Origin of the sequence: Vibrio crassostreae (assembly GCF_041439375.1) — a bacterium.
Lineage (GTDB): Bacteria > Pseudomonadota > Gammaproteobacteria > Enterobacterales > Vibrionaceae > Vibrio > Vibrio crassostreae_D.
In genome coordinates this window covers 66,613-89,750 of record NZ_JBGONY010000017.1, presented here as the reverse complement: position 1 = coordinate 89,750, position 23,138 = coordinate 66,613, and the positions used below count along the sequence as shown (strand labels likewise).

At 43.8% G+C, this 23,138-nt stretch carries 26 protein-coding genes; 17 read left to right on the top strand and 9 right to left on the bottom strand.

The features are described 5' to 3' along the window. Positions 1-239 precede the first annotated feature (239 nt). The 4 genes from ACED45_RS09875 (at position 240) to ACED45_RS09860 (ending at position 2,168) form a co-directional block, all read left to right on the top strand. On the top strand, positions 240-497 hold the full coding sequence (locus ACED45_RS09875) for a type II toxin-antitoxin system Phd/YefM family antitoxin (RefSeq protein ID WP_016787072.1): 258 nt from the start codon (positions 240-242) through the stop codon (positions 495-497). Further along, positions 485-787 carry a type II toxin-antitoxin system RelE/ParE family toxin gene (locus tag ACED45_RS09870; RefSeq protein ID WP_371713894.1) on the top strand — a complete coding sequence of 101 codons (303 nt, stop codon included), beginning with the start codon at positions 485-487 and terminating at the stop codon, positions 785-787. Before ACED45_RS09875 ends, ACED45_RS09870 begins: the two co-directional genes overlap by 13 nt. Before the next feature lie 54 nt (positions 788-841). After that, positions 842-1,099: a hypothetical protein gene (locus tag ACED45_RS09865; protein ID WP_371713893.1), complete on the top strand. Its 258-nt coding sequence runs from the start codon at positions 842-844 to the stop codon at positions 1,097-1,099. Between the two features lie 256 nt (positions 1,100-1,355). Further along, positions 1,356-2,168 carry a hypothetical protein gene (locus ACED45_RS09860; protein ID WP_371713892.1) on the top strand — a complete coding sequence of 271 codons (813 nt, stop codon included), beginning with the start codon at positions 1,356-1,358 and terminating at the stop codon, positions 2,166-2,168. A gap of 403 nt (positions 2,169-2,571) precedes the next feature. Here ACED45_RS09860 and ACED45_RS09855 read toward each other — a convergent pair whose 3' ends face one another. From ACED45_RS09855 to ACED45_RS09835, 5 genes are all read right to left on the bottom strand, one after another. Further along, positions 2,572-2,754, bottom strand: coding sequence for a TA system antitoxin ParD family protein (locus ACED45_RS09855; protein WP_371713891.1), 183 nt, complete (start codon positions 2,752-2,754; stop codon positions 2,572-2,574). A gap of 38 nt (positions 2,755-2,792) precedes the next feature. Then, entirely contained in the window at positions 2,793-3,215 is a 423-nt protein-coding gene (locus tag ACED45_RS09850) for a phage protein (protein ID WP_371713890.1), read from the bottom strand. A 446-nt stretch (positions 3,216-3,661) separates the two neighbouring features. Then, on the bottom strand, positions 3,662-5,386 hold the full coding sequence (locus ACED45_RS09845; protein ID WP_371713889.1) for an ATP-binding protein: 1,725 nt from the start codon (positions 5,384-5,386) through the stop codon (positions 3,662-3,664). Then, positions 5,386-6,570 carry an FIST signal transduction protein gene (locus tag ACED45_RS09840; protein WP_371713888.1) on the bottom strand — a complete coding sequence of 395 codons (1,185 nt, stop codon included), beginning with the start codon at positions 6,568-6,570 and terminating at the stop codon, positions 5,386-5,388. Before ACED45_RS09840 ends, ACED45_RS09845 begins: the two co-directional genes overlap by 1 nt. Before the next feature lie 115 nt (positions 6,571-6,685). Beyond that, positions 6,686-7,051, bottom strand: coding sequence for a hypothetical protein (locus tag ACED45_RS09835; RefSeq protein WP_371713887.1), 366 nt, complete (start codon positions 7,049-7,051; stop codon positions 6,686-6,688). A gap of 258 nt (positions 7,052-7,309) precedes the next feature. Here ACED45_RS09835 and ccoN point away from each other — a divergent pair, with 258 nt between their 5' ends. The 10 genes from ccoN to uspE all read left to right on the top strand — a co-directional run bounded on the left by ccoN (position 7,310) and on the right by uspE (position 16,288). Further along, positions 7,310-8,737, top strand: a complete 1,428-nt coding sequence (ccoN, locus tag ACED45_RS09830; RefSeq protein WP_165903505.1) for a cytochrome-c oxidase, cbb3-type subunit I — start codon at positions 7,310-7,312, stop codon at positions 8,735-8,737. 11 nt (positions 8,738-8,748) lie between these two features. After that, entirely contained in the window at positions 8,749-9,369 is a 621-nt protein-coding gene (gene ccoO, locus ACED45_RS09825) for a cytochrome-c oxidase, cbb3-type subunit II (RefSeq protein WP_004742292.1), read from the top strand. Positions 9,370-9,378: 9 nt separating this feature from the next. Continuing rightward, positions 9,379-9,555, top strand: coding sequence for a CcoQ/FixQ family Cbb3-type cytochrome c oxidase assembly chaperone (locus tag ACED45_RS09820; protein WP_004742291.1), 177 nt, complete (start codon positions 9,379-9,381; stop codon positions 9,553-9,555). Next, the gene (gene ccoP, locus ACED45_RS09815) at positions 9,555-10,529 is read left to right on the top strand and encodes a cytochrome-c oxidase, cbb3-type subunit III (protein ID WP_086711456.1); all 975 of its coding nucleotides are present in this window, start codon (positions 9,555-9,557) and stop codon (positions 10,527-10,529) included. Before ACED45_RS09820 ends, ccoP begins: the two co-directional genes overlap by 1 nt. Positions 10,530-10,614: 85 nt before the next feature. Next, a complete protein-coding gene (locus ACED45_RS09810) occupies positions 10,615-11,094 on the top strand; it encodes a FixH family protein (RefSeq protein WP_123301700.1) in 480 nt (159 codons plus the stop codon). Positions 11,095-11,099: 5 nt separating this feature from the next. Beyond that, a complete protein-coding gene (locus ACED45_RS09805) occupies positions 11,100-13,472 on the top strand; it encodes a heavy metal translocating P-type ATPase (protein ID WP_371713886.1) in 2,373 nt (790 codons plus the stop codon). Beyond that, positions 13,472-13,708 carry a cbb3-type cytochrome oxidase assembly protein CcoS gene (gene ccoS, locus ACED45_RS09800; RefSeq protein ID WP_017059639.1) on the top strand — a complete coding sequence of 79 codons (237 nt, stop codon included), beginning with the start codon at positions 13,472-13,474 and terminating at the stop codon, positions 13,706-13,708. Before ACED45_RS09805 ends, ccoS begins: the two co-directional genes overlap by 1 nt. Further along, positions 13,698-14,372 (top strand): sulfite exporter TauE/SafE family protein, encoded by a 675-nt coding sequence (locus tag ACED45_RS09795; protein WP_285954909.1) that lies wholly within the window; start codon positions 13,698-13,700, stop codon positions 14,370-14,372. The genes ccoS and ACED45_RS09795 overlap by 11 nt, the downstream gene beginning before the upstream one ends. An 86-nt stretch (positions 14,373-14,458) precedes the next feature. Further along, complete coding sequence (locus tag ACED45_RS09790) at positions 14,459-15,205, top strand: FNR family transcription factor (protein WP_017632474.1); 747 nt, start codon at positions 14,459-14,461, stop codon at positions 15,203-15,205. Positions 15,206-15,337: 132 nt separating this feature from the next. Beyond that, positions 15,338-16,288, top strand: a complete 951-nt coding sequence (gene uspE / locus ACED45_RS09785) for a universal stress protein UspE (RefSeq protein ID WP_371713885.1) — start codon at positions 15,338-15,340, stop codon at positions 16,286-16,288. Between the two features lie 121 nt (positions 16,289-16,409). Here uspE and ttcA read toward each other — a convergent pair whose 3' ends face one another. The 4 genes from ttcA to ACED45_RS09765 all read right to left on the bottom strand — a co-directional run bounded on the left by ttcA (position 16,410) and on the right by ACED45_RS09765 (position 20,034). Continuing rightward, positions 16,410-17,303 carry a tRNA 2-thiocytidine(32) synthetase TtcA gene (ttcA, locus tag ACED45_RS09780; RefSeq protein WP_017059635.1) on the bottom strand — a complete coding sequence of 298 codons (894 nt, stop codon included), beginning with the start codon at positions 17,301-17,303 and terminating at the stop codon, positions 16,410-16,412. A gap of 289 nt (positions 17,304-17,592) precedes the next feature. After that, the gene (locus ACED45_RS09775; protein ID WP_371713884.1) at positions 17,593-18,243 is read right to left on the bottom strand and encodes a DUF2987 domain-containing protein; all 651 of its coding nucleotides are present in this window, start codon (positions 18,241-18,243) and stop codon (positions 17,593-17,595) included. 122 nt (positions 18,244-18,365) lie between these two features. Next, positions 18,366-19,214, bottom strand: coding sequence for a glucosaminidase domain-containing protein (locus ACED45_RS09770; protein WP_371713883.1), 849 nt, complete (start codon positions 19,212-19,214; stop codon positions 18,366-18,368). After that, positions 19,207-20,034, bottom strand: a complete 828-nt coding sequence (locus ACED45_RS09765) for a hypothetical protein (protein WP_285954913.1) — start codon at positions 20,032-20,034, stop codon at positions 19,207-19,209. Before ACED45_RS09765 ends, ACED45_RS09770 begins: the two co-directional genes overlap by 8 nt. A 329-nt stretch (positions 20,035-20,363) precedes the next feature. On the opposite strand from ACED45_RS09765, the gene potA reads away from it, so the two are divergent. The 3 genes from potA to potC are packed head-to-tail and all read left to right on the top strand — an operon-like array spanning position 20,364 to position 23,090. Continuing rightward, positions 20,364-21,479, top strand: coding sequence for a spermidine/putrescine ABC transporter ATP-binding protein PotA (potA, locus tag ACED45_RS09760; RefSeq protein ID WP_017059631.1), 1,116 nt, complete (start codon positions 20,364-20,366; stop codon positions 21,477-21,479). Continuing rightward, the gene (gene potB, locus ACED45_RS09755; protein ID WP_371713882.1) at positions 21,463-22,320 is read left to right on the top strand and encodes a spermidine/putrescine ABC transporter permease PotB; all 858 of its coding nucleotides are present in this window, start codon (positions 21,463-21,465) and stop codon (positions 22,318-22,320) included. The genes potA and potB overlap by 17 nt, the downstream gene beginning before the upstream one ends. Further along, a complete protein-coding gene (potC, locus tag ACED45_RS09750) occupies positions 22,320-23,090 on the top strand; it encodes a spermidine/putrescine ABC transporter permease PotC (RefSeq protein ID WP_017059629.1) in 771 nt (256 codons plus the stop codon). Before potB ends, potC begins: the two co-directional genes overlap by 1 nt. The last annotated feature ends 48 nt before the right edge of the window (positions 23,091-23,138 follow it).

Sequence of the window (23,138 nt, the reverse complement as noted above, 5' to 3'; positions counted from 1 at the left end):
TAGATGATCTGATCGTAGCTTTAAGCATTAGTTCCCTGATTTAGGAAACAAAGCCGTACGCGGATGAACTTTTACTGCATTATGAAAGTGCTCACGTTAAAAGGGTCGAGCTAACATTCTGGAAGAATATAAGCAAAATGATTGAGTATGATGTAATACGCAGTATTTTTCTGCGCTAAACTTGCAAGACTAAGAGTGATACAATAGTATCACTTTAATCTTCTATTGGAGTCATACTCATGAAAGTTGAGCTCGTTACTTCCCTTAAGCGTCAAGCAACCAAAATCCTTGCCGACCTGCACGACACCAAAGAGCCTGTGTTGATCACCGAGCATGGCAAACCTTCTGCGTATCTGGTTGATGTTGATGACTACCAGTTTATGCAAAACCGCTTGGCTATCTTGGAAGGGATCGCCCGCGGTGAGCGCGCCATTTCTGAAGGTAAGGCGCTGAGTCATGACGAAGCCAAAGACAAGATGTCAAAATGGCTGAAGTGATTTGGAGTGAGCCCGCGTTATCGGACCTGAACGATATCGCGGAATACATTGCCCTTGAAAATTTGGTCGCGGCCAAACAACTCGTTCAAAACGTTTTCGACAAAGTCGAACGCCTCGTCGACTTTCCTGAGTCTGGGCGTCTGCCTCCCGAGCTCGAGCACCTCAATTATCGTGAAGTTGTGATGAATCCGTGTCGTGTTTTTTACAAACAAGACGCTGACAAGGTCTACATCCTGTTTGTGATGCGTGCGGAGCGAGATTTGCGTCGATTTTTACTGAGTAAACAGTAAAACGGCCGTGCTACCTCTGATAGGCTGATGGTCTACATTGATGAGGGCCCGAGCATGGCGAAAAAGAAAAAAGCACCGCAATTTCAACGCGTCACCAAACCTGCGCCTTTATGGACAGAGGCGAAATTGGTCACCGTCAGACGACACCGGAACGAGGGTCAATTAACCTTTGGCGTGTCGACCATCTCGAGATCGCAAGTCTTGCCCGAGTACCAGCGCGTATGGGATCAAAATGTCGTCGAGGAAGCGTATCAACAGGCGATCGTCGAGCTGTTAGAGCAGGGGAACGTGGTGTTAAGCGTGGTGTATTAAAGTCGCAGAGCCCCTGCGTTTGTACCTGACATTTTTAATTTAAATGATTGAATATTTTCACTAAATTTTCAATTGCCTTTCAAGACCCTCACCTCAATACGTACTTTTCCTAATTTATCATTAATAATTCCAAAGAAGCGGACAGCGTAAAAACGCGTCCCGATCATAATGTTTATATTCCTCTTCGTTCATTGACACGCTATGAGGAAATTAACGATGAAAAGCCCCCAGTTCTACGCAAATATTGACCAGCACCATGCTCATCCTCAGTGTGTTGCTGGCCGGTTGTAAAGACAAGAACCTGTTCGAAAACGCCGAGGTTGATAACATTGAGGTGAAAACACGCCCGTTTCAAATCCGTGACGTGTTGATCACGTCGGACACGAACACGTATCCGGTGAAGAGTCTCATCATGTTCGAGGTGTTTGCCGAAACCGACGCCTTGTTTGATGGCCCACAAGAGATCGCCACGCACAAGGCGTCATCACGCGTGAACATCTCAGCCTTACCGGAGCTCAAGCTTGAATCGTCCGATCCGGAGATCTTGTACATTCCAGAAAGAGAAGCCATGGGCATTGCACGAAAAGCGGGGGACGTGACGGTCTACGCGCATTTTAGAGGCGTGCAGAGTGCGCCGCTGACGTTGGAGATCTCACCGGAATTGACGTCGTGTGGCGGGGTGGATGACACCGATAAACTCAACGCCAGTGGACCCTGTTTAAAAGTCCTGACAGGCCTCACTGGCGAGGCCAAAGATAAATGGTTCACCAGTACGCCCAGTATTGGGTTCTTGGACGCCCTCAATTACCTGAGATCGGACACGGTGGCCAATACCGGTAAATCGTACGCCGCCACTGTGCTTGGGTTGGGCCAGTACGCAACCCAACAGACGCGATTTGGTCTGTTTCGACAAGATGGCCGGAATGCGACCTTGGATGGCATCGACGGCCAATATGATCGCTATTGTCAAAACCTCGCACAATTGAGCTTTTTGGCACGAAGCGATTGGCGACGAGCCACCGGTCAAGAGCTGGTCGATCTGTTTCAGGACTTAGGCCATCTGTTCTAGAATTACGGGTTTTTCAATAAAGTGGTGTATTGGAGCGCGAGCCAATTCATACAAGGACAACGCGCCGCACAGCCGTATGAATTGTATCGTATTGGCTTATATCAAGGCAGTATCTCCGCGACGGATCCATCGCGGAGTTTGGCGGCCAGCTGTGTGTCCACTCAGTCTGACGCGATCACCCATTATTAACGACGTTGTCGCCTTGGTCGCAGAGTCATCGAGCGCCTTGATGAAGGACTCCAGAGCGTAACTCGCGATCCCGCTGATTTCGCCTTCCACGAGTCGTTGTCGTAACGCCTTTTTTTCTTCCTGTTGTGTGTCATTAATCGGGCACATGTGCATTTTCTCCTTAGCCGAGGCCATTGGGGCTTCGGCCAATTCAATGTGGAAGCGGGTAGGTGAGTCAGCCTTTTTTCTGGACACCTTGCAGCAGCCGCAGTGAACAATCCGACTTCATTTCTATAACGCGGCCCATTTCCGCCCAATGGGCGATCTGTTGGGATGGCGTGCGTACCGAGCACTGGCTCTTAGCCGTTTTGAGGGCTTGCTCAAACAGCGTTTGTTCTATATAGACACTGACTTTCATCGTTTATCCTTTCTTATTATTGACGGTCAATGGGCACCTTATTTGAATTTGCTGGGTACCCAAGGTTTGGCGGGTAAACGACGTCCGCCACGAAATGGTAATGGGTGCTCCTTAGGTGGGTAATATTTCGGGGACTCAATCTTGCCGTGGCGCTCAACCAGTTGACGATGCTCATCACGCCAGTAGGCAAAACTGAGCAATTCTTTGGGGTTAAACTCGCGTCTTTCTGGCGTGATCAAGGTGGCGCGGTCGACGTTGATTTTAAAACCGTCCCAACGGTGATCTAAGGGCAAATAGCCACGCGCATGCACATTCATCAGTTTCTCGGCGATGGGATTGATCGAGTATTGGCCCGACAACCAACGCCGAATGGTCGGTACCGTCACATGAAAAAACGCAGCAGCGTCGTGCAAAGAATCAAAATGTTGGTTCACCAACTCAGCAAATGGCGGGGTTCTCATGTGATCGACCTCAAAAAATATTAGTGGTTAACGATAGTTTATTCCTATTTTACTTTAGTGGTTTGATAGTCGTTGGCTATCAAGACGCGGCGATTTCTTGAAAATTAAATATTGTGTTTGGAACACTATAGCGAAGCCGAGCGACTAAAAAAGTAATTAATAGGATAATTTCAGAGTAAAGATTAAGGAAAACAAGGCCTTTAGAGACTCATACAAGCAAAAACTGACCAATGATAAGGGTTTGAAAAGATTATAATTTATCACTATATTAGTGCGTATTATGTATATTATGTTAAATTGAATTCGGTGTTTATAAGGCAGGTATCTTTATATGACGCCCTGCCTCTTATCTATCTACCAAATCGGCGTTCTATTTAACAGTAACGCTATTTACCATAAAATACCTAATAAACATATTTCTTAATCTTCGATTAAGAATACGTTTATTAGACTTCAAGCATCAATCGATCAATTGCTTCTGTGATCTCTTTGGTTCTTACTGGCTTGGTCACGAAATCATTCATACCAACATCTAAGCACGAACATTTGTCTTCAACTGATGTGTGTGCTGTTAGCGCGACAATTGGCGTTTTGATGTTCGCGTCTCTCATGTATTTGGTTGTGGTTAATCCATCCATTACCGGCATCGACACATCCATTAAAATAATGTCTATCGAGTCGTTGGCTCTTTCCACAAAGCCAATCGCTTCCTCACCATTGCTGGCGATGAAAACTTCGTGGCCTTGTCGCGTTAGGATTAATTTGATCACCATTTGATTGGTTGGGTTGTCTTCGACAACTAACACTGAATAACGGCTTCTTAAATCTCGTGGACAATCATTATCTTCAATGTTGGCCAGATTGTTCGTGACTCTGGTTAGTACTGGCAGTTGTACTTCGAATTTAGAACCTTTTCCTGGTTCACTCTCTACCGATATACGCCCTTGCATCAGCTCAACCAGTCTTTTAGTGATTGCCAAGCCTAAACCTGTGCCGCCAAATCTGCGTGTGATTGTGCTATCAGCTTGCACAAATGGACTGAACAGCGACGAAAGTTGTTGTGAGCTGATACCAATCCCTGTGTCTTCTACTGTTATATAGAATGAACTCTGCTGGTACTTGATAGAAACATGGACATGCCCACGCTCAGTGAACTTAATGGCGTTACCAATTAGATTAAATAGGATTTGTGCCAAACGACTTGGGTCGAGATAATGAAGTTCACCCTCAGGGATATCGCTGGTTACGGTTAGCGACAAACCTTTATCGTCTGCAGTCTTCTTTTGCTCAGACAATACAAAAGTTACAGTGTCGCTTACGTTGCTCCATTGAGGCGTTAACGAGAAGCATCCAGATTCAATCTTAGAAAAATCCAACACATCACTGATAATTGCCAATAGGAGCTCAGATGATGTGCTCATGTTGAGTAATATAGACTGTTGTTCTTCGTTCAATGATGTGGATTTGAGGGTGTCTATTAAGCCAATAATGGCGTTTAGCGGTGTTCTTAATTCATGACTCATCATTGCGAGGAATTCAGACTTTGCCTTATTAGCTCTTTCGGCGTCTTTTCTTGCTGTGACAAGCTCTGCTGTACGTTCTCGAACGGTTGCCTCGAGCTTTTCTTTATTCTCAATATCGAAAACAGCACGTTCTATCAACGGTCGGAAACGGTTTAATGTGGCCTTGGTTTCAATACTAAAGTGCTTGGTATTAGAGTGGATAAAGATGATGACGGATTGTGTTAGTCCGCTATCTATACCCGTAATCAGAACGGAGTTGATTTGGTCGAGAACAATGGGATGCAGAGAGTTGAATTCCCCAAGAGACTTGGGTTCGAAAAGGATGGCGCATTCACCATTGATGACTCGCGATAGCTTGCCACAATCGCTCCAATTCATTTGTTCGAAGACTTTGTTATTGGTTAGCAGGGTTTTGAAACTGCCTTCGTTCCCTACCCTTGATACCACGATAAAGTCATCAAACCTAATGTATTTTTTGAGGACAAACTCAAGGCTAGAGAATATCTCAGATATGTTACTCGCCTTACTGATCGCAGAGATGGTTGATAAGATCACTCTGTTCTCTTCAGCCAGTTTTCGCTCACGGGCTTTTAGTTTTTGCAGTTCAATACGAGCTTCTTGCAGCGCTTCTTGACCTTCAGAACCCATTACTTTTTCAACCTATAAAACGTTGCAGACGATACCATTAAATTCCCGTGTGCGTTTTCGCCACCAGAGAGCCTGCCTTGCTCACCAAACGTGAACGGACATATGTATGGAAGCCCATTAAGTGCTTGATTTATTTGCTCGCAAACCTCTTCCATATCTTGCTTTAGGTTGAGCATTGGGCCCGCGCAAAAGATGTTGATTGCTCCGAGCTTCTCTTCAAGATCCATATCGTTGTAATAAGAAGAATGAATGATATTAGCGGCACGGCTTATTAACTGTTGTTTAGAGCCTTGCATTAGATAGATGGTGTCACCTTCATTAATGTCGGTGAAGAGCTCGATCCCGTTGCACTCTGTTTCTCGGATAGAGTGAGAGAGCTTGAAGTACGGATAGTTGTAAGATGAGCCAACTTTCCTCCCCAAAGGATAAACAGACGATTTTTCAAAGATATAGCCATCGTCGCTGCCACCTAGGTGAAAATTGGTCCATTCGTTATAAACTGTGGCAGCTGGCCGATGGTCTATCTCCAGCAAAATTCTATTTCGTACTTTAGTCACAGTGCCTGAGTAACGTGTAGGCGTATGACCTGCACTGAAAGAGGAATAGATTGACTGAGACGCAAACACCACCGTTAAAGATACGCCATTTATAGATAGCGACTCTTCGGTGAAGATGCTCCAATTTCCAGAAACCTGATTGTCCGCAGCACTACCGCCAATAATAGGCACCTCAGTACCAAACTTTTTATCGATAGCTGCCATCACCTTCTCTTCATTACCAGGAGTGGAATGCAGCAAGATAAGATCGGGGATTTCGCCCTCTCGGTTGGCGTTCTTAAGTGCTTTGTCGATCGCGCTGAAGGTGCTGCGGTCTATGGAGTCGCTAAAGTGCTCGATACCTGTACCGTAGGCGTTGATTCCCGAGTCATAAATGATGAGTACGCCAATTACCGGACCAGAATGAAACCCAGTTTCTGTCATAATGCCGTGACAAGTGGTACAGCCATGTATAGGAGTGTTAGGGAGAGCGTCTACGAAATATCTCTGAACAGCGAGTGTCGAATATTCTTCTGTGCAGTAGCAAATAAGACAAGCAATATCGTCAGCGTTTTCTACCCCGCTGAGCAACTCATCTACTGCGATTTTATCGTCTAGGGAGTAAGAGACTTTTGATAGAAATTTCATAGATTCTGGGAAACTTTATTAATGTTCTCTTTATAACACTTTAATGCATTGTGTTTCACTGATTTGGTACATATTTCTATCAAAAGAACCGAGGCGTCCCCCAGTTTTCTCTCTGTTACTCTTTAGACAGGTTTACAGAAAACGTGCTCACCTGTTGTGGAAATGTAACCGTTATTGAGGAGGTCTTATCATTAGTTTGTAACAGCCAATTTGATGGCCCTTTTTCTTTCAGAATTCCACTTTCATTATAGCTAATGATAAATTTGCCAGTTTTAGATGTTTCGATCGAATACCCTAGGTTATCGCCCGAAATTAAAACATTATGATTATCAATATCAAATTCACAAGGTTTTGAAACGATACAGTTCACTGTTTCGTTATTATCGTATGTTACTGTTCTCCAAGTAAATGCAGCTATTAAAATAACCAACATGACGATAATTTGAACAAGCCTGCCTTTTGTTAGCTTTTGTGCCGCCATTATAATCTTTACTCCTTGTTACAAAGTTCAAAGTTTTTAAATAAAAATCCAATTCCTGACCAAGCGTAAGGTTACTACTCTGTCATTGATTTGTTAATTCAAGTATAGTGTCGCGTTGAAAATGCCACTTTTTTTTAAAATCAGCAAGTGGAAATAAAGCCCTGAATAGGCTGAATTTCCTTTTCTAATTTGGGTGGCATTACGACGTGAGTCGTGTTGGAAGTAAAGTGTAGTAAATAAGAAATTGGAAGCATGCAAATGAGCCAAGAAAAGCAGCTTGAACAAAACTACAACTATACGGTCGTCCGTCAATTTACCCTAGTTACAATTTTGTGGGGTATTGTCGGTATGGGCGTTGGTGTTTTGATTGCCGCTCAATTAGTTTGGCCACAGCTAAACTTTGATACGCCGTGGTTGACGTACAGTCGTTTACGTCCCCTGCATACTAATGCGGTTATTTTTGCGTTCGGTACAAGTGCGCTGTTTGCAACATCATATTATGTTGTACAACGTACCTGTCAGACGCGTCTCTTTGGTGGCCCTCTCGTAGCCTTTACCTTTTGGGGTTGGCAAGCGATTATCCTGTCCGCTGCAATTACTTTACCGTTAGGTCTAACCTCTGGTAAAGAATACGCAGAACTTGAATGGCCAATCGATATTGCTATTACTCTTGTGTGGGTAGCTTATGCAATCGTGTTCTTCGGAACCATGATTAAGCGTAAGACATCGCACATTTACGTAGCGAACTGGTTCTTCGGAGCCTTCATCATCACGGTTGCCGTGTTGCACATCGTTAACAGCCTGGCTGTTCCTGTATCTGCGTTTAAATCGTACTCGATTTATTCCGGTGCGATCGATGCAATGGTGCAATGGTGGTACGGACACAATGCGGTAGGCTTCCTATTGACAGCTGGTTTCCTAGGTATGATGTACTACTTCGTACCTAAGCAAGCTGGTCGCCCTGTTTACTCTTACCGTTTGTCGATTGTTCACTTCTGGGCTCTCGTGTCTCTGTATATCTGGGCTGGTCCTCACCACCTACACTACACAGCACTTCCTGACTGGACTCAATCTCTAGGTATGGTTATGTCTTTGGTTCTGTTTGCTCCATCTTGGGGTGGCATGATCAACGGTATTATGACTCTATCTGGTGCGTGGCATAAGCTTCGCTACGACCCAATCCTACGTTTCCTAATCGTTTCTCTATCATTCTACGGCATGTCGACATTCGAAGGCCCAATGATGGCAATCAAAACGGTTAACGCACTATCTCACTACACGGACTGGACTATCGGTCACGTTCACTCTGGTGCGTTAGGTTGGGTTGCAATGGTTTCTATCGGTTCGGTTTACCACTTAGTTCCTAAACTATTTGGTCAAGAGCGTATGTACTCTGTATCTCTAATCAATGTTCACTTCTGGTTAGCAACGATTGGTACGGTTTTCTACATTGTTGCAATGTGGATCTCAGGTGTGATGCAAGGTCTGATGTGGCGTGCAGTTAACTCTGACGGTACATTAACTTACAGCTTCGTTGAATCTGTAGAAGCGTCTTACCCGTTCTACTTTGTACGTTTCTTAGGTGGTTTCATCTTCCTATCTGGTATGTTCTTAATGGCATACAACACGTACAAAACTGTTTCTGCACCTAAAGATAGCCTTAAAGCTATCGCTCAACCGGCTTAAGGAGATTTAGAATGAGCTCAAATTCAAATAATCGCCATGAGTTGGTAGAGAAGAACGTTGGCCTACTAGCGATCTTGATCGTTATTGCTATCAGTTTTGGTGCTTTAGTAGAAATCACCCCTCTTATCTTCCAAAAGCAGACAACTGAACCTGTAGAAAACCTACGCGTTTACTCTGCTCTGGAAATGGAAGGTCGTGATATCTACATTCGTGAAGGTTGTAACGTATGTCACAGCCAAATGATTCGTCCTTTCCGCTCTGAGACTGAACGTTACGGCCACTACTCTGTAGCTGGTGAAAGCGTTTGGGAACACCCATTCCTATGGGGCTCTAAGCGTACAGGTCCTGATCTAGCACGTGTTGGTGATCGTTACTCTGATGAGTGGCACCGTGTTCACCTTATCGACCCTCGTGAACTTGTTCCTGAATCAAACATGCCTGGTTTCCCATGGCTTGCTGAGAATGTACTTGATGGCAAATTGACTCAACAGAAGCTTGAACTCTTCCGTAATCAATTTGGTGTTCCTTACACAGACGAACAAATTGCTAACGCTAAACAAGATGTTGAAGGAAAAACAGAGATGGATGCAATCATCGCTTACCTTCAATCGCTTGGCCACGCAATGAAATAAGGAATAATTATGGACATTATTACATTTCAAAGTGTTTGGACTGTGACTGTTTTTGCTTGCTTCATCGGCATCGTTTGGTGGGCATACGGCAAGAACCGTAAATCACGTTTCGACGAAGACGCGAACCTAGTGTTTGCTGACGACGAGCCAGCAACAAGTTCTAAAAATGAAGGAGTGACAAAGTAATGAGTACATTCTGGAGTATCTGGGTTAGTGCGATTACGATTGGTACCCTAATTGGTTGTGCTGTCTTACTTCGTTGGTGTTTTAAAGACAAAACAGGCGTAGAAGAAGGTCATGATATGGGCCATGAATACGATGGTATTCGTGAGCTTAACAACCCACTACCAAAATGGTGGACATACCTTTTCATCAGTACGATTGTTTTTGCTGCGGTTTACCTTGCTCTATACCCAGGCCTTGGCAACTTTAAAGGTCTACTAGGTTGGACAAGTTCAAACCAAGAAGTTCGTAGCATTGAAGAGTCTCGCTCTGCAATTGCTGCTGCGCAAGCAAACAAACAGTTAGACGCGTACGCGAAAGAGCTTGATGATGCAGACACCTACTTCGGTGAAGCATTCAGAAAGCTTGCTCACGACGAAAACGGTTTACGTTCAATCCCTGACATTGCATCAGATGCTGACGCAATCAAAGTCGGTCAACGTTTGTTCCTACAAAACTGTTCTCAGTGTCACGGCTCTGATGCACGTGGTCAGAAAGGTTTCCCTAACCTAACTGACGACGCATGGCTATATGGCGGCGAGCCTGAGGCTATCGTAACAACAGTTATGCACGGTCGTGTTGGTCAAATGCCAGGTTGGAAAGACGCGCTTGGCGAAGAAGGCGTAAAAGAAGTAGTTAGCTACACTCTTAGCCTTTCTGGTCGTAGCGTAAACGCACGTGAAGCAGAAGCTGGTAAAGCTCGTTTCGTAGTGTGTGCTGCGTGTCACGGTACTGATGGTAAGGGTAACCCTGCTGTTGGTGCTCCTGACCTAACTGACCGCGATTGGTTGTTTGGCGATTCTCGCGCAGATGTAACTGAAACAGTTATGTACGGACGTTCTGGTGTAATGCCTGCTTGGAAAGACATTCTAGGCGAAGACAAAGTACAGCTAGTTTCATCTTACGTGTGGAGCTTAAGCAACTCAGATAATAAGTAACATTTCAATAACAGCCTCTTTCTAAGAGGCTGTCTTTCCTTTATTTTATAACCCCTTCTTTTTATTTTTTTTTGAGATATTTTTTATGGTAAAGCCTTGGTATAAACAGTTTTGGCCGTGGTTCTTAATCGCGTTGCCAGCGACAGTAGTTATTTGGACCATCATGACGGTTATTGTGTTTACGCAGAACTCTGTAGACCTAGTGACTGAGGATTACTATAAAAAAGGAAAAGGCATTAATGTCGATATTTCGAAAGTAAACATCGCTAAAGAATTAGGTCTGTCAGCTTTAGTTAACGAAAAAGGTAACTCGGTTATCATTACTCTAGATAAAGGTAAACTTGAGCACTTTCCTGCTATTAGCGCGATGTTCGTTCACAGAACGCTGCCTGACCGTGATTTCACTCAACTGCTGACTGCAGATGCGAGAGGCAACTACACCTTGACTCTAGACCACGAAATGCAAGGTCCATGGTTTATCGAGCTTTCTCCGCACGATTCAGAATGGCTAGTGCAAGGTCGTATGAACTTCCCTATTGAAACTCCTACTCAACTAACGAACTAAAGCTTATGTGTGAATCCTGTTATCACTGCGGTGAAGATGTACCAGCGGAAACGGATTTTAAAGTAGAGATCTTAGGATCGACTCGTAAGATGTGTTGTCCGGGTTGCGAAACCGTAGCCCAGACAATCGTTGATAGCGGTTTGGTTTCTTACTACCAATATCGCACCGCTCCTGCTGAAAAAGCTGATCTAGTGCCAGAGCAATTGCTGGCACTCAGTCATTACGACAATGAAGATGTTCAATTAGAGTTCGTTCGTAACTCTGAAAACACCTCTGAAGTGACATTGTCACTAGAAGGTGTTTCTTGTGCCGCCTGTGCATGGCTTATTGAGAAGCAAGTCTCTTCAAAACAAGGTGTTGGTAGCATTCGTGTGAATACCACTACTAACCGTGCCCTACTTAGCTGGGACAACACGCAAGTTAAACTGAGCGAGTTGTTATCGGCAATCCATACCCTTGGCTATAAAGCAGCACCTTTCGAGGCTGACCAACAAGAAGCGGCCTACCACCGCTCAATGAAGAACTACTTGTATCGCCTTGGTGTCGCTGGCCTAGCGACTATGCAAGTCATGATGCTTGCAGTGGCTCTATATCTTGAAGTGTTTGGTAACCTTGAGCCTGAGTTTAAAAACTACTTCCGTTGGGTCAGCTTGATCTTCGCGACGCCGGTTCTGCTCTACTCTGCATTGCCTTTCTATATCAATGCGTGGCGTAGCCTCAAAGGTCGAACATTGGGTATGGATGTGCCTGTGTCGATTGCTCTGTTGTTTGCCTATGTTGCAAGTTTGGTCGCAACGGTGACAGAGAAAGGTGAAGTATTCTTCGAATCTATCTCGATGTTTACCTTCTTCTTACTGCTTGGTCGCTTTCTTGAAATGCGTGCTCGTCGTAAAGCAGCAGCCGCTAGCGGTAATCTGCTTAAGCTTGTTCCTGCGATGGCAACAACGTTAGATGGCGAACAAGTTCCGGTAAAGACCTTAAAAGTTGGCGACCAAATTCGCGTTCTTCCTGGTGAACACATTCCTGCCGATGGCAAAGTATTGTCTGGTCGAGTTCATATTGATGAATCGATGCTGACTGGTGAATCTATCCACGTAGTGAAAAACGAGGGTGATACTGTCTTCGCTGGTACATTGAATGGTGACGAGTCGTTTGAACTGGAAGTGATGACATCAAAAGCGGATTCGGTGATTTCCAATATCGTTCGTCTGCAAGATGAAGCGCAACTTTCTAAGCCTAGAATTGCTGAAATCGCTGATGTGGTGGCTCGATACTTTGTTGCGGTTATCCTGATCATTTCTTTTGGTACTTGGTTCTACTGGCACCAAACACGCCCAGAAGATGCTTTCTGGATTATGCTTTCGGTACTTGTTGCGACATGTCCTTGTGCTCTATCGCTTGCAACACCGACTGCAATAACCTGTTCAACTTCTCGCATGGGTAACTTCGGTATTTTGCTGCGCAAAGGCCATGTATTCGAAACCTTGTGCAAAGTGAATCACTTGATCATTGATAAAACTGGCACATTGACTGAGGGTGATATTCGTATCAGCCAAGTTGAAACCTTCGCTGAACTTGATAAAGACACCTGTCTCAAAGTAGCGGCGAGCTTAGAACAACATGCTAACCACCCTATTGCGAAAGCGTTCAAGACTCATATTTCTGATGATATCCAAGTAGAATCAGTTAATAACGTGATTGGTTCAGGCATCACTGGTGAATGGAATGGCGATGAAGTCGCTATCGGCAGTAGTGAATTCATTTTAGGTCAAGCTCAACCATCGGAAAGTAACGGTATTTACTTGTCGATGGCGGGCCGTCATATCGCAACGTTTACATATGAAGATCCCATTCGCAAAGAAAGCATCGAGTTTATTAAGCAATTTAAAGATGCGGGAATCAAAACGACACTGCTTACTGGCGATTCTTTGATTAACGCGAAGCCTGTTGCTGAAGAGATCGGTATTACAGACATTGTTGCTAACGCGAAACCTGAAGATAAGCTTGCTTACCTGAACTCTCGAGATGCAAGTGACATTACCATGATGGTTGGCGATGGCATTAATGATGCTCCTATTCTTGCGGGTGCCCACCTTTCCGTTGCTATGGGCGGCGGTACCGATGTGGCGAAAGCCTCTGCAGATATGGTGTTACTGGGTGATAAGCTTGATAGATTACTTAAGTCCCGTACATTGGCGCTAAAAACGCGTAAGATAATCCGTGAAAACTTGGCGTGGTCATTAGGATATAACTTACTTATTCTTCCATTGGCTGTCGCAGGTTTGGTTGCTCCGTACATTGCAGTTGTTGGCATGTCCGCTAGCTCTATTATTGTCGTGTCTAATTCGTTAAGGCTTTTAAAAGAGCAAGGTAAATAATGGAAAGTTTATACATACTCATTCCAATTGCGATCGTACTTGTATGTATCGCTGTTGGAATCTTTCTATGGGCAGTTAAAAGCGAGCAGTTTGAAGACCTCGAACGCCAAGGTCACAATATTCTGTTTGATGAAGACGAAAAGGCTCACAACCATTCTGATAGCAAACCTGTTAAGAATGAGAAAGCTAACAGCGAAAGCCAAACTAATGTAGACAAAAAGAACGATGACGCCTGATTGGATCGGAGCCTTTGTTGTTGGATTGATCGGTGCAGGCCACTGCATGGGAATGTGTGGTGGTATTGCGTCGCTTCTGTCAATTGGCAACAGTAAACCTTCCCCTGTTATTCCCCTACTTTATAACCTAGGGCGCTTGCTCAGTTATGCCGTGATTGGCGGCGTGATTGGTGGTGCAATTTCTTCGATTGGCCAGCTCAGCGATTTTAATGCTCTGCTGGGTTGGCTGCGTTTGTTTGCTGCTGGCTTTATGATCATACTAGGTTTGTATATTGGTAAATGGTGGTTTGGCTTGCTGTTCTTTGAAAAAGTCGGACAGAAACTATGGCGTTATATCTCTCCTTTAGGTAAATCATTTTTACCATTGAAGCACCCTAGCCACGCTTTGCCGTTTGGCTTTATCTGGGGTTGGCTTCCGTGTGGTCTCGTTTATTCGATGCTTACATGGGCAGCAGTATCAGGGAGTTGGTACAACGGCGCTGGTATCATGCTTGCTTTCGGTTTAGGTACGCTTCCAGCAATGCTCACAGTGGGTATGGGCGCTAATATCCTCAAAAAACTGCAACAAGCTGACTTATTTCGTCAATTAGGCGCAATTTTAATCCTCATTTACGGTTTCTATACTGGTTATATGGCATTGCAGCTCATTATTTATACCGTATAGCTGTTCTTTAAATCCGGTTTTTTTACTACCCTTTAGGATTAAGGAATGCTAAAATATTGACGTATATCAAATAGTGAAAGATTGTTATGATTTCTGAAAAGCCTGTGACGAAACGTGTTCAGTCTGGTGGCTGTGCGATCCATTGCCAGGATTGTAGTATTAGCCAGCTCTGTATTCCGTTTACTTTGAATGAATCTGAACTCGATCAACTTGATCAGATCATTGAGAGAAAAAAGCCTATTCAAAAAGGCCAAGAGTTATTTAAAGCCGGTGACGAGCTTAAATCTCTATATGCTATTCGCTCTGGAACGATCAAGAGCTACACGATTACCGAGCAAGGTGATGAGCAAATTACTGCATTCCACCTAGCGGGCGATCTTGTTGGCTTCGATGCGATTACTGGTGACCTACACCCTAGTTTCGCACAAGCGCTAGAAACTTCTATGGTATGTGAAATTCCATATGAGATTCTTGATGACCTATCAGGAAAAATGCCTAAATTGCGTCAGCAAATCATGCGCCTGATGAGCAACGAGATTAAAGGTGACCAAGAAATGATTCTGCTTCTTTCAAAGAAGAACGCGGAAGAGCGTCTTGCTGCATTCCTTTACAACCTTTCTACTCGCTTCTCTCAACGTGGTTTCAGCCCGCGTGAGTTCCGTCTAACGATGACTCGTGGCGATATTGGTAACTACCTTGGGTTGACTGTTGAAACAATTAGTCGTCTTTTAGGTCGTTTCCAAAAAGCAGACATCTTGAGCGTTAAAGGCAAATACATCACTATCGAAGATCACGATGCGTTGATGGAACTTGCTGGCGTTTCAAAAGAATAGTCTAGATATCAATGATGTAGTTCAATGATGAGCTACATCATGTTTCTCTCTTAAAACCTCTTATATTTCTCTTAATCTCTCCATAACTACGCTACATTATTTATATGTTCGGTCTGAAAAGTAGGCTTAGTTATGAGTATCTATAACAAAATTTTAGTTGTCGCAGACATTAATCACGATGAGCAACCTGCTCTAGTTCGTGCTATCCAACTTGCCAAGAAAAGCACCTCAACAAGCCACATCACTTTCTTTTTGTCGATATACGACTTCTCGTATGAAATGACATCTATGCTCTCTGTCGATGAGAGAGACGCAATGCGTAAAGGCGTGATTCACCAGCGTGAAATCTGGATGAATAAAGTCGCAGAACCTTACCTAAATGATTCTATTGAATTTAATGTACAAGTGGTTTGGCATAACCGCCCATACGAAGCGATCATTGCCGAGGTTTATAGTGGCGAGCATGATATCTTGATCAAAGGTACGCGCAAGCACGATACCTTGGAATCTGTCATCTTCACTCCAACCGATTGGCATCTGTTGAGAAAGTGCCCTAGTCCAGTACTATTAGTTAAAAACGATTTCTGGCCAGATCACGCGAAGATTTTTGCTTCAGTTCATGTTGGTTCGGAAACAGAAGCTCACTTAGAGCTTAACGATACAATAGTCGATAGGTTACTAGAGATCACGGGTCGTTTAGATGCTGAACCGTTCTTGGTCAATGCCTACCCAGTAACCCCTGCAAATATTACTATTGAACTACCAGAGTTTGATCCAACGTCTTATACCGACGCGGTTCGTGGCCATCACTTAACAGCCATGAAAGCGTTGCGCCAGAAGCACGGTATGTGTGAAGAGCAAACTGTGGTTGAGCAAGGCTTACCTGAAGATGTTATTCCTCGTGTAGCTTCTGAAAATAACGCAGCGATGGTGATCCTAGGGACAACGGGTCGTACTGGCTTGTCTGCCGTGTTTATTGGCAATACAGCGGAACATGTTATCGACAAGATTAACTGTGATGTGTTGGCTCTTAAGCCATCTGGTTACGTGAGCCCATTAGACCCTAACCTTTCGAAAGGTTAAGTCAGCGAAAAGTTTAACTTATAAAAAACGCCTCAAACATTGCTTGAGGCGTTTTTGTTTATCTAGAGTAATGCCATTCCAAATACAGAATGGCTAATATCATCTTTATCCACTCAAATGGCTAAACATTCGTCACGTCGATGAACATTGACTCATCAATGTTTGAAGATGAGATTTCAGCTTCTTCGAATTCGTATGCTTTGCGGTCTTCACTACGGTCTAGAGGAAGGTTCACGAAGTCAAACAGCTCGCGGTCAGCCAGTTGGCTTGGGCTTACATTCTGGATTGACTTGAAGATCTTCTCAACTCGACCAGGCGTTTTCTTATCCCAATCAATTAGCATCGCTTTAATGTTCTGACGCTGTAGATTCTCTTGTGACCCACATAGGTTACAAGGAATGATTGGGAACTCTTTGTGCTCAGCGTATTTGATTAGGTCCGTTTCACGGCAGTAAGTCAGTGGACGAATAACAACGTTACGACCATCATCTGAACGAAGCTTAGGTGGCATAGCCTTAAGACGAGCGCCGTGGAACATGTTAAGGAACATGGTCTCAACGATGTCGTCTAGGTGGTGACCAAGTGCGATCTTAGTTGCGCCAATCTTCTCTGCGAATGAGTACAAAGTACCACGACGAAGACGAGAACATAGGCCACACGTTGTTTTGCCTTCTGGCACTTTCTCTTTAACCACCGAGTACGTGTCTTTATCTACGATGTAGTAAGGAATGTTCAGCGTTTCAAAGTACTCAGGAAGAATGTGCTCAGGGAACCCAGGTTGTTTTTGGTCTAGGTTTACCGCAACAACATCAAATTTGATTGGTGCTGCTTCACGCAAACGTAGCAAAATATCTAGCATCGCAAATGAATCTTTACCGCCACTAATACATGCCATTACCACATCATTCTCTTCGATCATGTTGTAGTCGATGATGGCATTTCCAACATTTCTTCTCAGACGTTTCTGAAGTTTGTTGAATTCAAGTGTTTCTTTTCTATTATCGTTTTGGTTCATTGCGACTCTCACACCGTCGTATTACCGACTGTAGATTGCTAGTGGGACTGTTTTAGGGCGTGGATTATACGGATTTTTATTTCATGTTGAAATAGTAACGGTAGGATAAACAAGCTGAGTATTAGAAAGATTCTGCTTTTATTGTGCGATAAGCTCCCTAAGCGGTAGAGAAACGCAGCTTCGCAAGCTCTCGGTCTATATCGCAGATAAAGAAAAGCAGCCTGCTCTTATTCGATTAGGCCGCTTTAAAGTATGTAATGAAAGCTTAGGGGAATGATTCCGCTAAAAATTATTGCGCGGGAATGTACGGCAATACGCGCACTGTTGGTTCTGGTAACGTGATGCTGTCAGTTCCATTCAACTCCGCTAAGGTGAATTTCGCTCGCCCTTTTTTGATTGGTATTTGCTTGCCGTTCGAAAGCTCGATGTTGCCTTCAAGCTTATTAGCGAACTCCAGCGTTAACCCTTGGATATCTGGCGTGAACCAGCCAGAGAACATGCCGCTGACGTCTTCAAGCATCGCCTGCATCTGTGGTAATAGGCTTTCTATCTGTGCAACTTCAACAGTTCCAACTAAAGGAGCTTGTGTCATAACGACCAAAGAGTACGCACACTCTTGTTCTTGTGTTTGTACAAAGATAAGAGGGTTTGCTGAACGCAGATTTTGATCTACCGGTAGAAGCAGTTCATTGGCTGGAGAGACTTTTAGCTCTTCGTAGTGCTCTTCTTTTTCCATCCAAGCTTTGCTGATGTGACAAGTTTGCTGAGCTTGTTGATCAACAAAGAAGACCGCAACTTTGACGTCATCGTGCCCTTCTTTGGTGTTATTTTTCAGCTGGGTATAAAGTTTAGAATACGTGAACATGTATTCTTGTGCGGAAGCTGGAAGAGAAACCCCAAGGCTTAATGAGGCTAATAAAGCGAGTGCTGTCTTTTTCATTATTATAATCTTGTTGAAGTTGAGCGTTTATAAATAGAAAGAGCAGCCAATGAGCTGCTCTTTTTGTGATGTTATTTGGTCAAACTTACCGTTTAAGCTCACCAAATGACTATCTGATCGAGTTACTTTTTCCAGTATACCTTGTTGTGACGGATCATAGCTTGTAAATCAGTCACATACTCTGAACCTCGCTCAGAATATTTTAATAAGCCATTAGTGAGCTCTGTCGCTGCTTCGGTTGTTAAAAGATCGTCACCTTGCGCAGCAAGTTTTGCACGAATCGCTCTTAAATCGGCGTAAGCTCGGTTGCGATTAAGGTTCATGAAATAACGGTGTACTGATTCTTGGCTTGAAGAGAATGTTGCGACTTCATGCGAGCTACCTTCGTTACGTTGTAGCGGAACAAGACCACAACCTTTGGTGTAACACCAGTGTCCAAAATAGTTGTTCGCGTTGGTGGCGAAACGCGATGTTCCCCACGCAGACTCATTCGCTGCTTGTGTCAATACGAGCGCTTCTGGCAGTACATTGACGCGGTTAAGCATCTCTATTAGCCATGCTTGATCCAAACCTTCACTGGGCACAGGTAAGCTATACAACTTCCCTAACCTTTTCGCATAAGAAGCGTCTTCAGAATCAATATTGCTTAAACTAGACTCAGAGAGCTTAGTTAAAAACGCGCGCTCTTTGGTGATACGTTTGTTTTCAATATTGATGCTTGGACGTAGAAACGAAAAGAACGTCTCTTTTTTCTCGTTCACATCTTCGATGGCCGCGAAGTTTGGTGTGCTCGAAGAAGCCGTCAAGTCGCCAAATTGATCAGTTGAATTGGCACTCTGCTCTGTCGTACGTCGTCGTTCTTCTTCTTGGTAAATATAAGGACCAACCAGTGAAATAGAGCCAACAAGAGCCAGTGCAGTCACTTTAAGCGCAAGTGATTTGCTTGCGCCTGCCTGTGTGTTTTTATGCATCGAACACCTGTGGGTTTTTGTTATTGTCGTCGTTATTGCTGTCGTTGTTATCGTCATCGCCCTTTGGACGATCTGAAGCAATCAGTTTTAACTTGATGCCAAACATCTCACGGTAAAGGATACCTTTCACGTGGAAGAAGAATGGAAGAACAAAGATTAAGCCAATGCCATACATCATTGCAGCCACGATGAACATCAACATAACCATTAGGTAGATAGACGCGACTACGAAGATCTTCTTGTTTACCGCTCTTAATGAAAGCAGTAGCGATTGCATTGGCGGCACTTTCTTATCACAAATCAGCAGAATCGAATGGCTGAACGCAAGTGAGAAGTAGATAGACAAGAATGGGAGAATCATCCCTGCGATGCCTTGAAGCATTAGGCTAAACAAAGTCACTAGAATAACGGGAACCGTAAACTGCAAACCTTTTCCGATGTGACGAACTTTAGTTTGTAGACCAGCAGCGTGACTCATTGCCATTAAACAAATACCGGCATAGATCGGCGCGCTGATCACCTCATAGCTAAAGTTCGCAATAAAAATCGATTCAACGATTTGTGGCGTGAACGACTCTGGGTCGATAACCGCATCCAAGATAACCGCAGGATCACCAAGCTGTAGTTTTAGTGCGATATAAAAGATAGCGAGCTGCACAAACATCAAAGCAATAATCGCTGGGGAAAACGAAAGAAAGTGACTTATCGTATGTTTCCAAGCTTCTTGGAATACAGCCGTTGCTTTGAGCTCATAATCGCCAGAAAGTGCACGGTTGATACTACCGCCCAAATTAAAATCTTTTTCGATGTCGTTGTTCATATTGATACCTAGGTGTGCCGATTAAGCGAAGCCACCTAACTTATTGATAAAAAATTACCTTCATTATACTCATATGTCGGATACAAACTAAAATATGAATCTGTAACAAGGCTTGCTTTTGCGTCTTAATGGTTAATAATTAGACACTTGTTAGGGTGTAGACCCAGTAAATAACAGTATGGTAAAGGATGTTTACTTTTACCTGCGAAATTTTTTATCTTCGAAAGGTAAAAAATGCTTTGAATTCACGTTTTTGGTGATTATGATGCGCGCCTTAAAGGTGTATAGCAACAGGTCTCAAATAGAACCAAGGTGGAGAAAAACAGACGTTGAACGCTAAAAAATCAGTAGGAAAGCCAGTAGTACAGCTAACTGGCATCAGTAAAAGTTTCGATGGTAAGGAAGTCATCGGCAATCTGGATTTAAACGTAAATCATGGTGAGTTTCTCACGATTTTAGGCCCATCAGGTTGTGGTAAAACAACCGTGCTAAGAATGATTGCGGGTTTTGAAACGGCAGATAGTGGTCAAATACTATTAGCTGAACAAAACGTAACCCAAGTTCCTGCTGAACAAAGGCATGTAAACACTGTATTCCAAAGCTATGCCCTATTCCCGCATATGACCGTTTTCGACAATGTGGCATTTGGCTTACGCATGCAGAAAGTTCCAAACAGCGAGATTGAACCTCGTGTAATGGATGCTTTGAAAATGGTGCGCCTAGAACAAATGGCACAACGAAAGCCACACCAGCTATCTGGTGGTCAACAGCAACGTATCGCAATCGCTCGTGCTGTCGTTAATAAGCCTAAAGTTCTTTTGTTGGATGAATCTCTATCTGCTCTGGATTACAAACTACGTAAACAGATGCAAATCGAGCTGAAACAATTACAACGCCAACTTGGTATCACGTTCATTTTTGTAACGCATGACCAAGAAGAGGCGCTGTCTATGTCTGACCGTATTATTGTTATGCGTGATGGCGTGATTGAACAAGACGGAACACCAAGAGAGATCTACGAAGAGCCTAAGAACCTATTTGTAGCGCGTTTCATTGGTGAAATTAACGTATTCGAAGCGACAGCGAAATCTCGTCAAGATGAAAAACGCATTGTTGCGACAATCGAAGGTGAAGAGTCCATTATCTATCACGATAAAGACGTAACACCGGGTCAAAAACTGCAAGTATTGCTTCGACCTGAAGATCTTCGAATCGAAGAAATTAAAGAGTCAGAGCAACGCGGTATTGTTGGCCACATTGTCGAGCGAACCTATAAAGGCATGACATTAGATTCAGTCGTAGAACTTGAATCTGGTATGCGTGTCATGGTTAGCGAATTCTTCAACGAAGATGACCCTGATGTTGATCACTCACTGGGCCAAAAAGTTGCAGTAACTTGGGTTGAGAGCTGGGAAGTGGTATTAGAAGATGAGCAAGAAGTTTAATTTACAAAACGCAATTGTTGCTTTAATCACAGTTTGGTTAGTGTTGTTCGTGATGATTCCAAACATCATGATCATTGGTACTAGCTTCTTAACTCGTGATGAAGCGAACTTGATCGAGATGACCTTCACTCTCGATAACTACGTGCGTTTGGCTGACCCGCTGTATTTTAAAGTGTTGATGCACTCTTTCTATATGGCAATTGTCGCAACCCTACTTTGTTTGATTATTGGTTACCCATTCGCTTACATCGTGGCAAAAATGCCGGCGAAGTGGCGTCCAATCATGTTGTTCCTAGTGATAGTACCATTCTGGACGAACTCTTTGATTCGTACATACGGATTAAAAATTGTACTGGGTACGCAAGGTGTCTTGAACAAAAGCTTGTTAGCGTTAGATATCATTGATAAACCGCTACGTATCATGTACTCAGAAACCGCAGTAATGATCGGTTTAGTGTACATCCTACTTCCGTTTATGATTCTGCCGCTGTATTCAGCGATTGAAAAACTGGACGATACGTATTTAGAAGCGGCTAAAGATTTAGGTGCGAACAAACTGCAAACGCTATTGAAAGTGGTACTACCACTAACAATGCCGGGCATTATTGGCGGCTGTTTGTTAGTGCTACTGCCAGCGTTAGGTATGTTCTACATCTCTGACCTATTAGGCGGAGCTAAGAACCTATTGATTGGTAACGTGATTAAGAGCCAAGTGCTCAACGCTCGAGACTGGCCGTTTGGTGCAGCGACGAGTATCGCACTGACCATGGCAATGGCTGTGATGCTGTATGCCTACTACCGAGCAGGTAAGCTATTGAATAAGAAAGTGGAGCTAGACTAATGGGGCGCACAGTTAAGTTCAGCTTTATGGCGCTGGTATACGCCTTTCTATACCTACCTATTATCGTATTGATTGCTAACTCGTTTAATGCCAATAAGTTTGGTATGAAATGGGGTGGCTTCACGACTAAATGGTATGACGCGCTTATTAACAACGACAGCCTAATGCAGGCTGCGTGGCACTCGATCAACGTAGCGGTGTTCTCAGCAACAGCCGCAACGATTGTCGGGAGCCTTACAGCAGTAGCCCTATTCCGTTACCAATTTAAAGGTAAAGGCATCGTAAATGGCATGCTGTTCATCGTAATGATGTCTCCAGATATCGTAATGGCGATTTCGCTTCTTGCGCTATTCTTGGTAATGGGTGTTCAACTTGGGTTCTTTACCCTACTTGCTGCTCACATTACCTTCTGTCTACCGTTTGTTGTAGTAACGGTATACAGTCGCTTGAATGGCTTTGATGTGAAGATGCTAGAAGCCGCAAAAGACTTAGGTGCAAGTGAATGGACGATTCTAAAACAGATCATTCTGCCTCTTGCTAAGCCAGCGGTTGCTGCGGGTTGGTTATTGAGCTTCACTCTGTCTTTGGACGATGTAATCATTAGCTCTTTCGTAACCGGCCCAACGTATGAAATCTTACCACTGAAGATTTACTCAATGGTTAAAGTGGGTATCTCTCCTGAGGTAAACGCCCTAGCAACAGTGATGTTAGTGGTGTCGTTAATACTGGTGATCATTTCTCAGTCATTAGCGAGAGAAAAAATCAAGTAAGTCTCCTACTCTATATAGAGACTGGCTTGATTAAGAAGTTAAGAGACT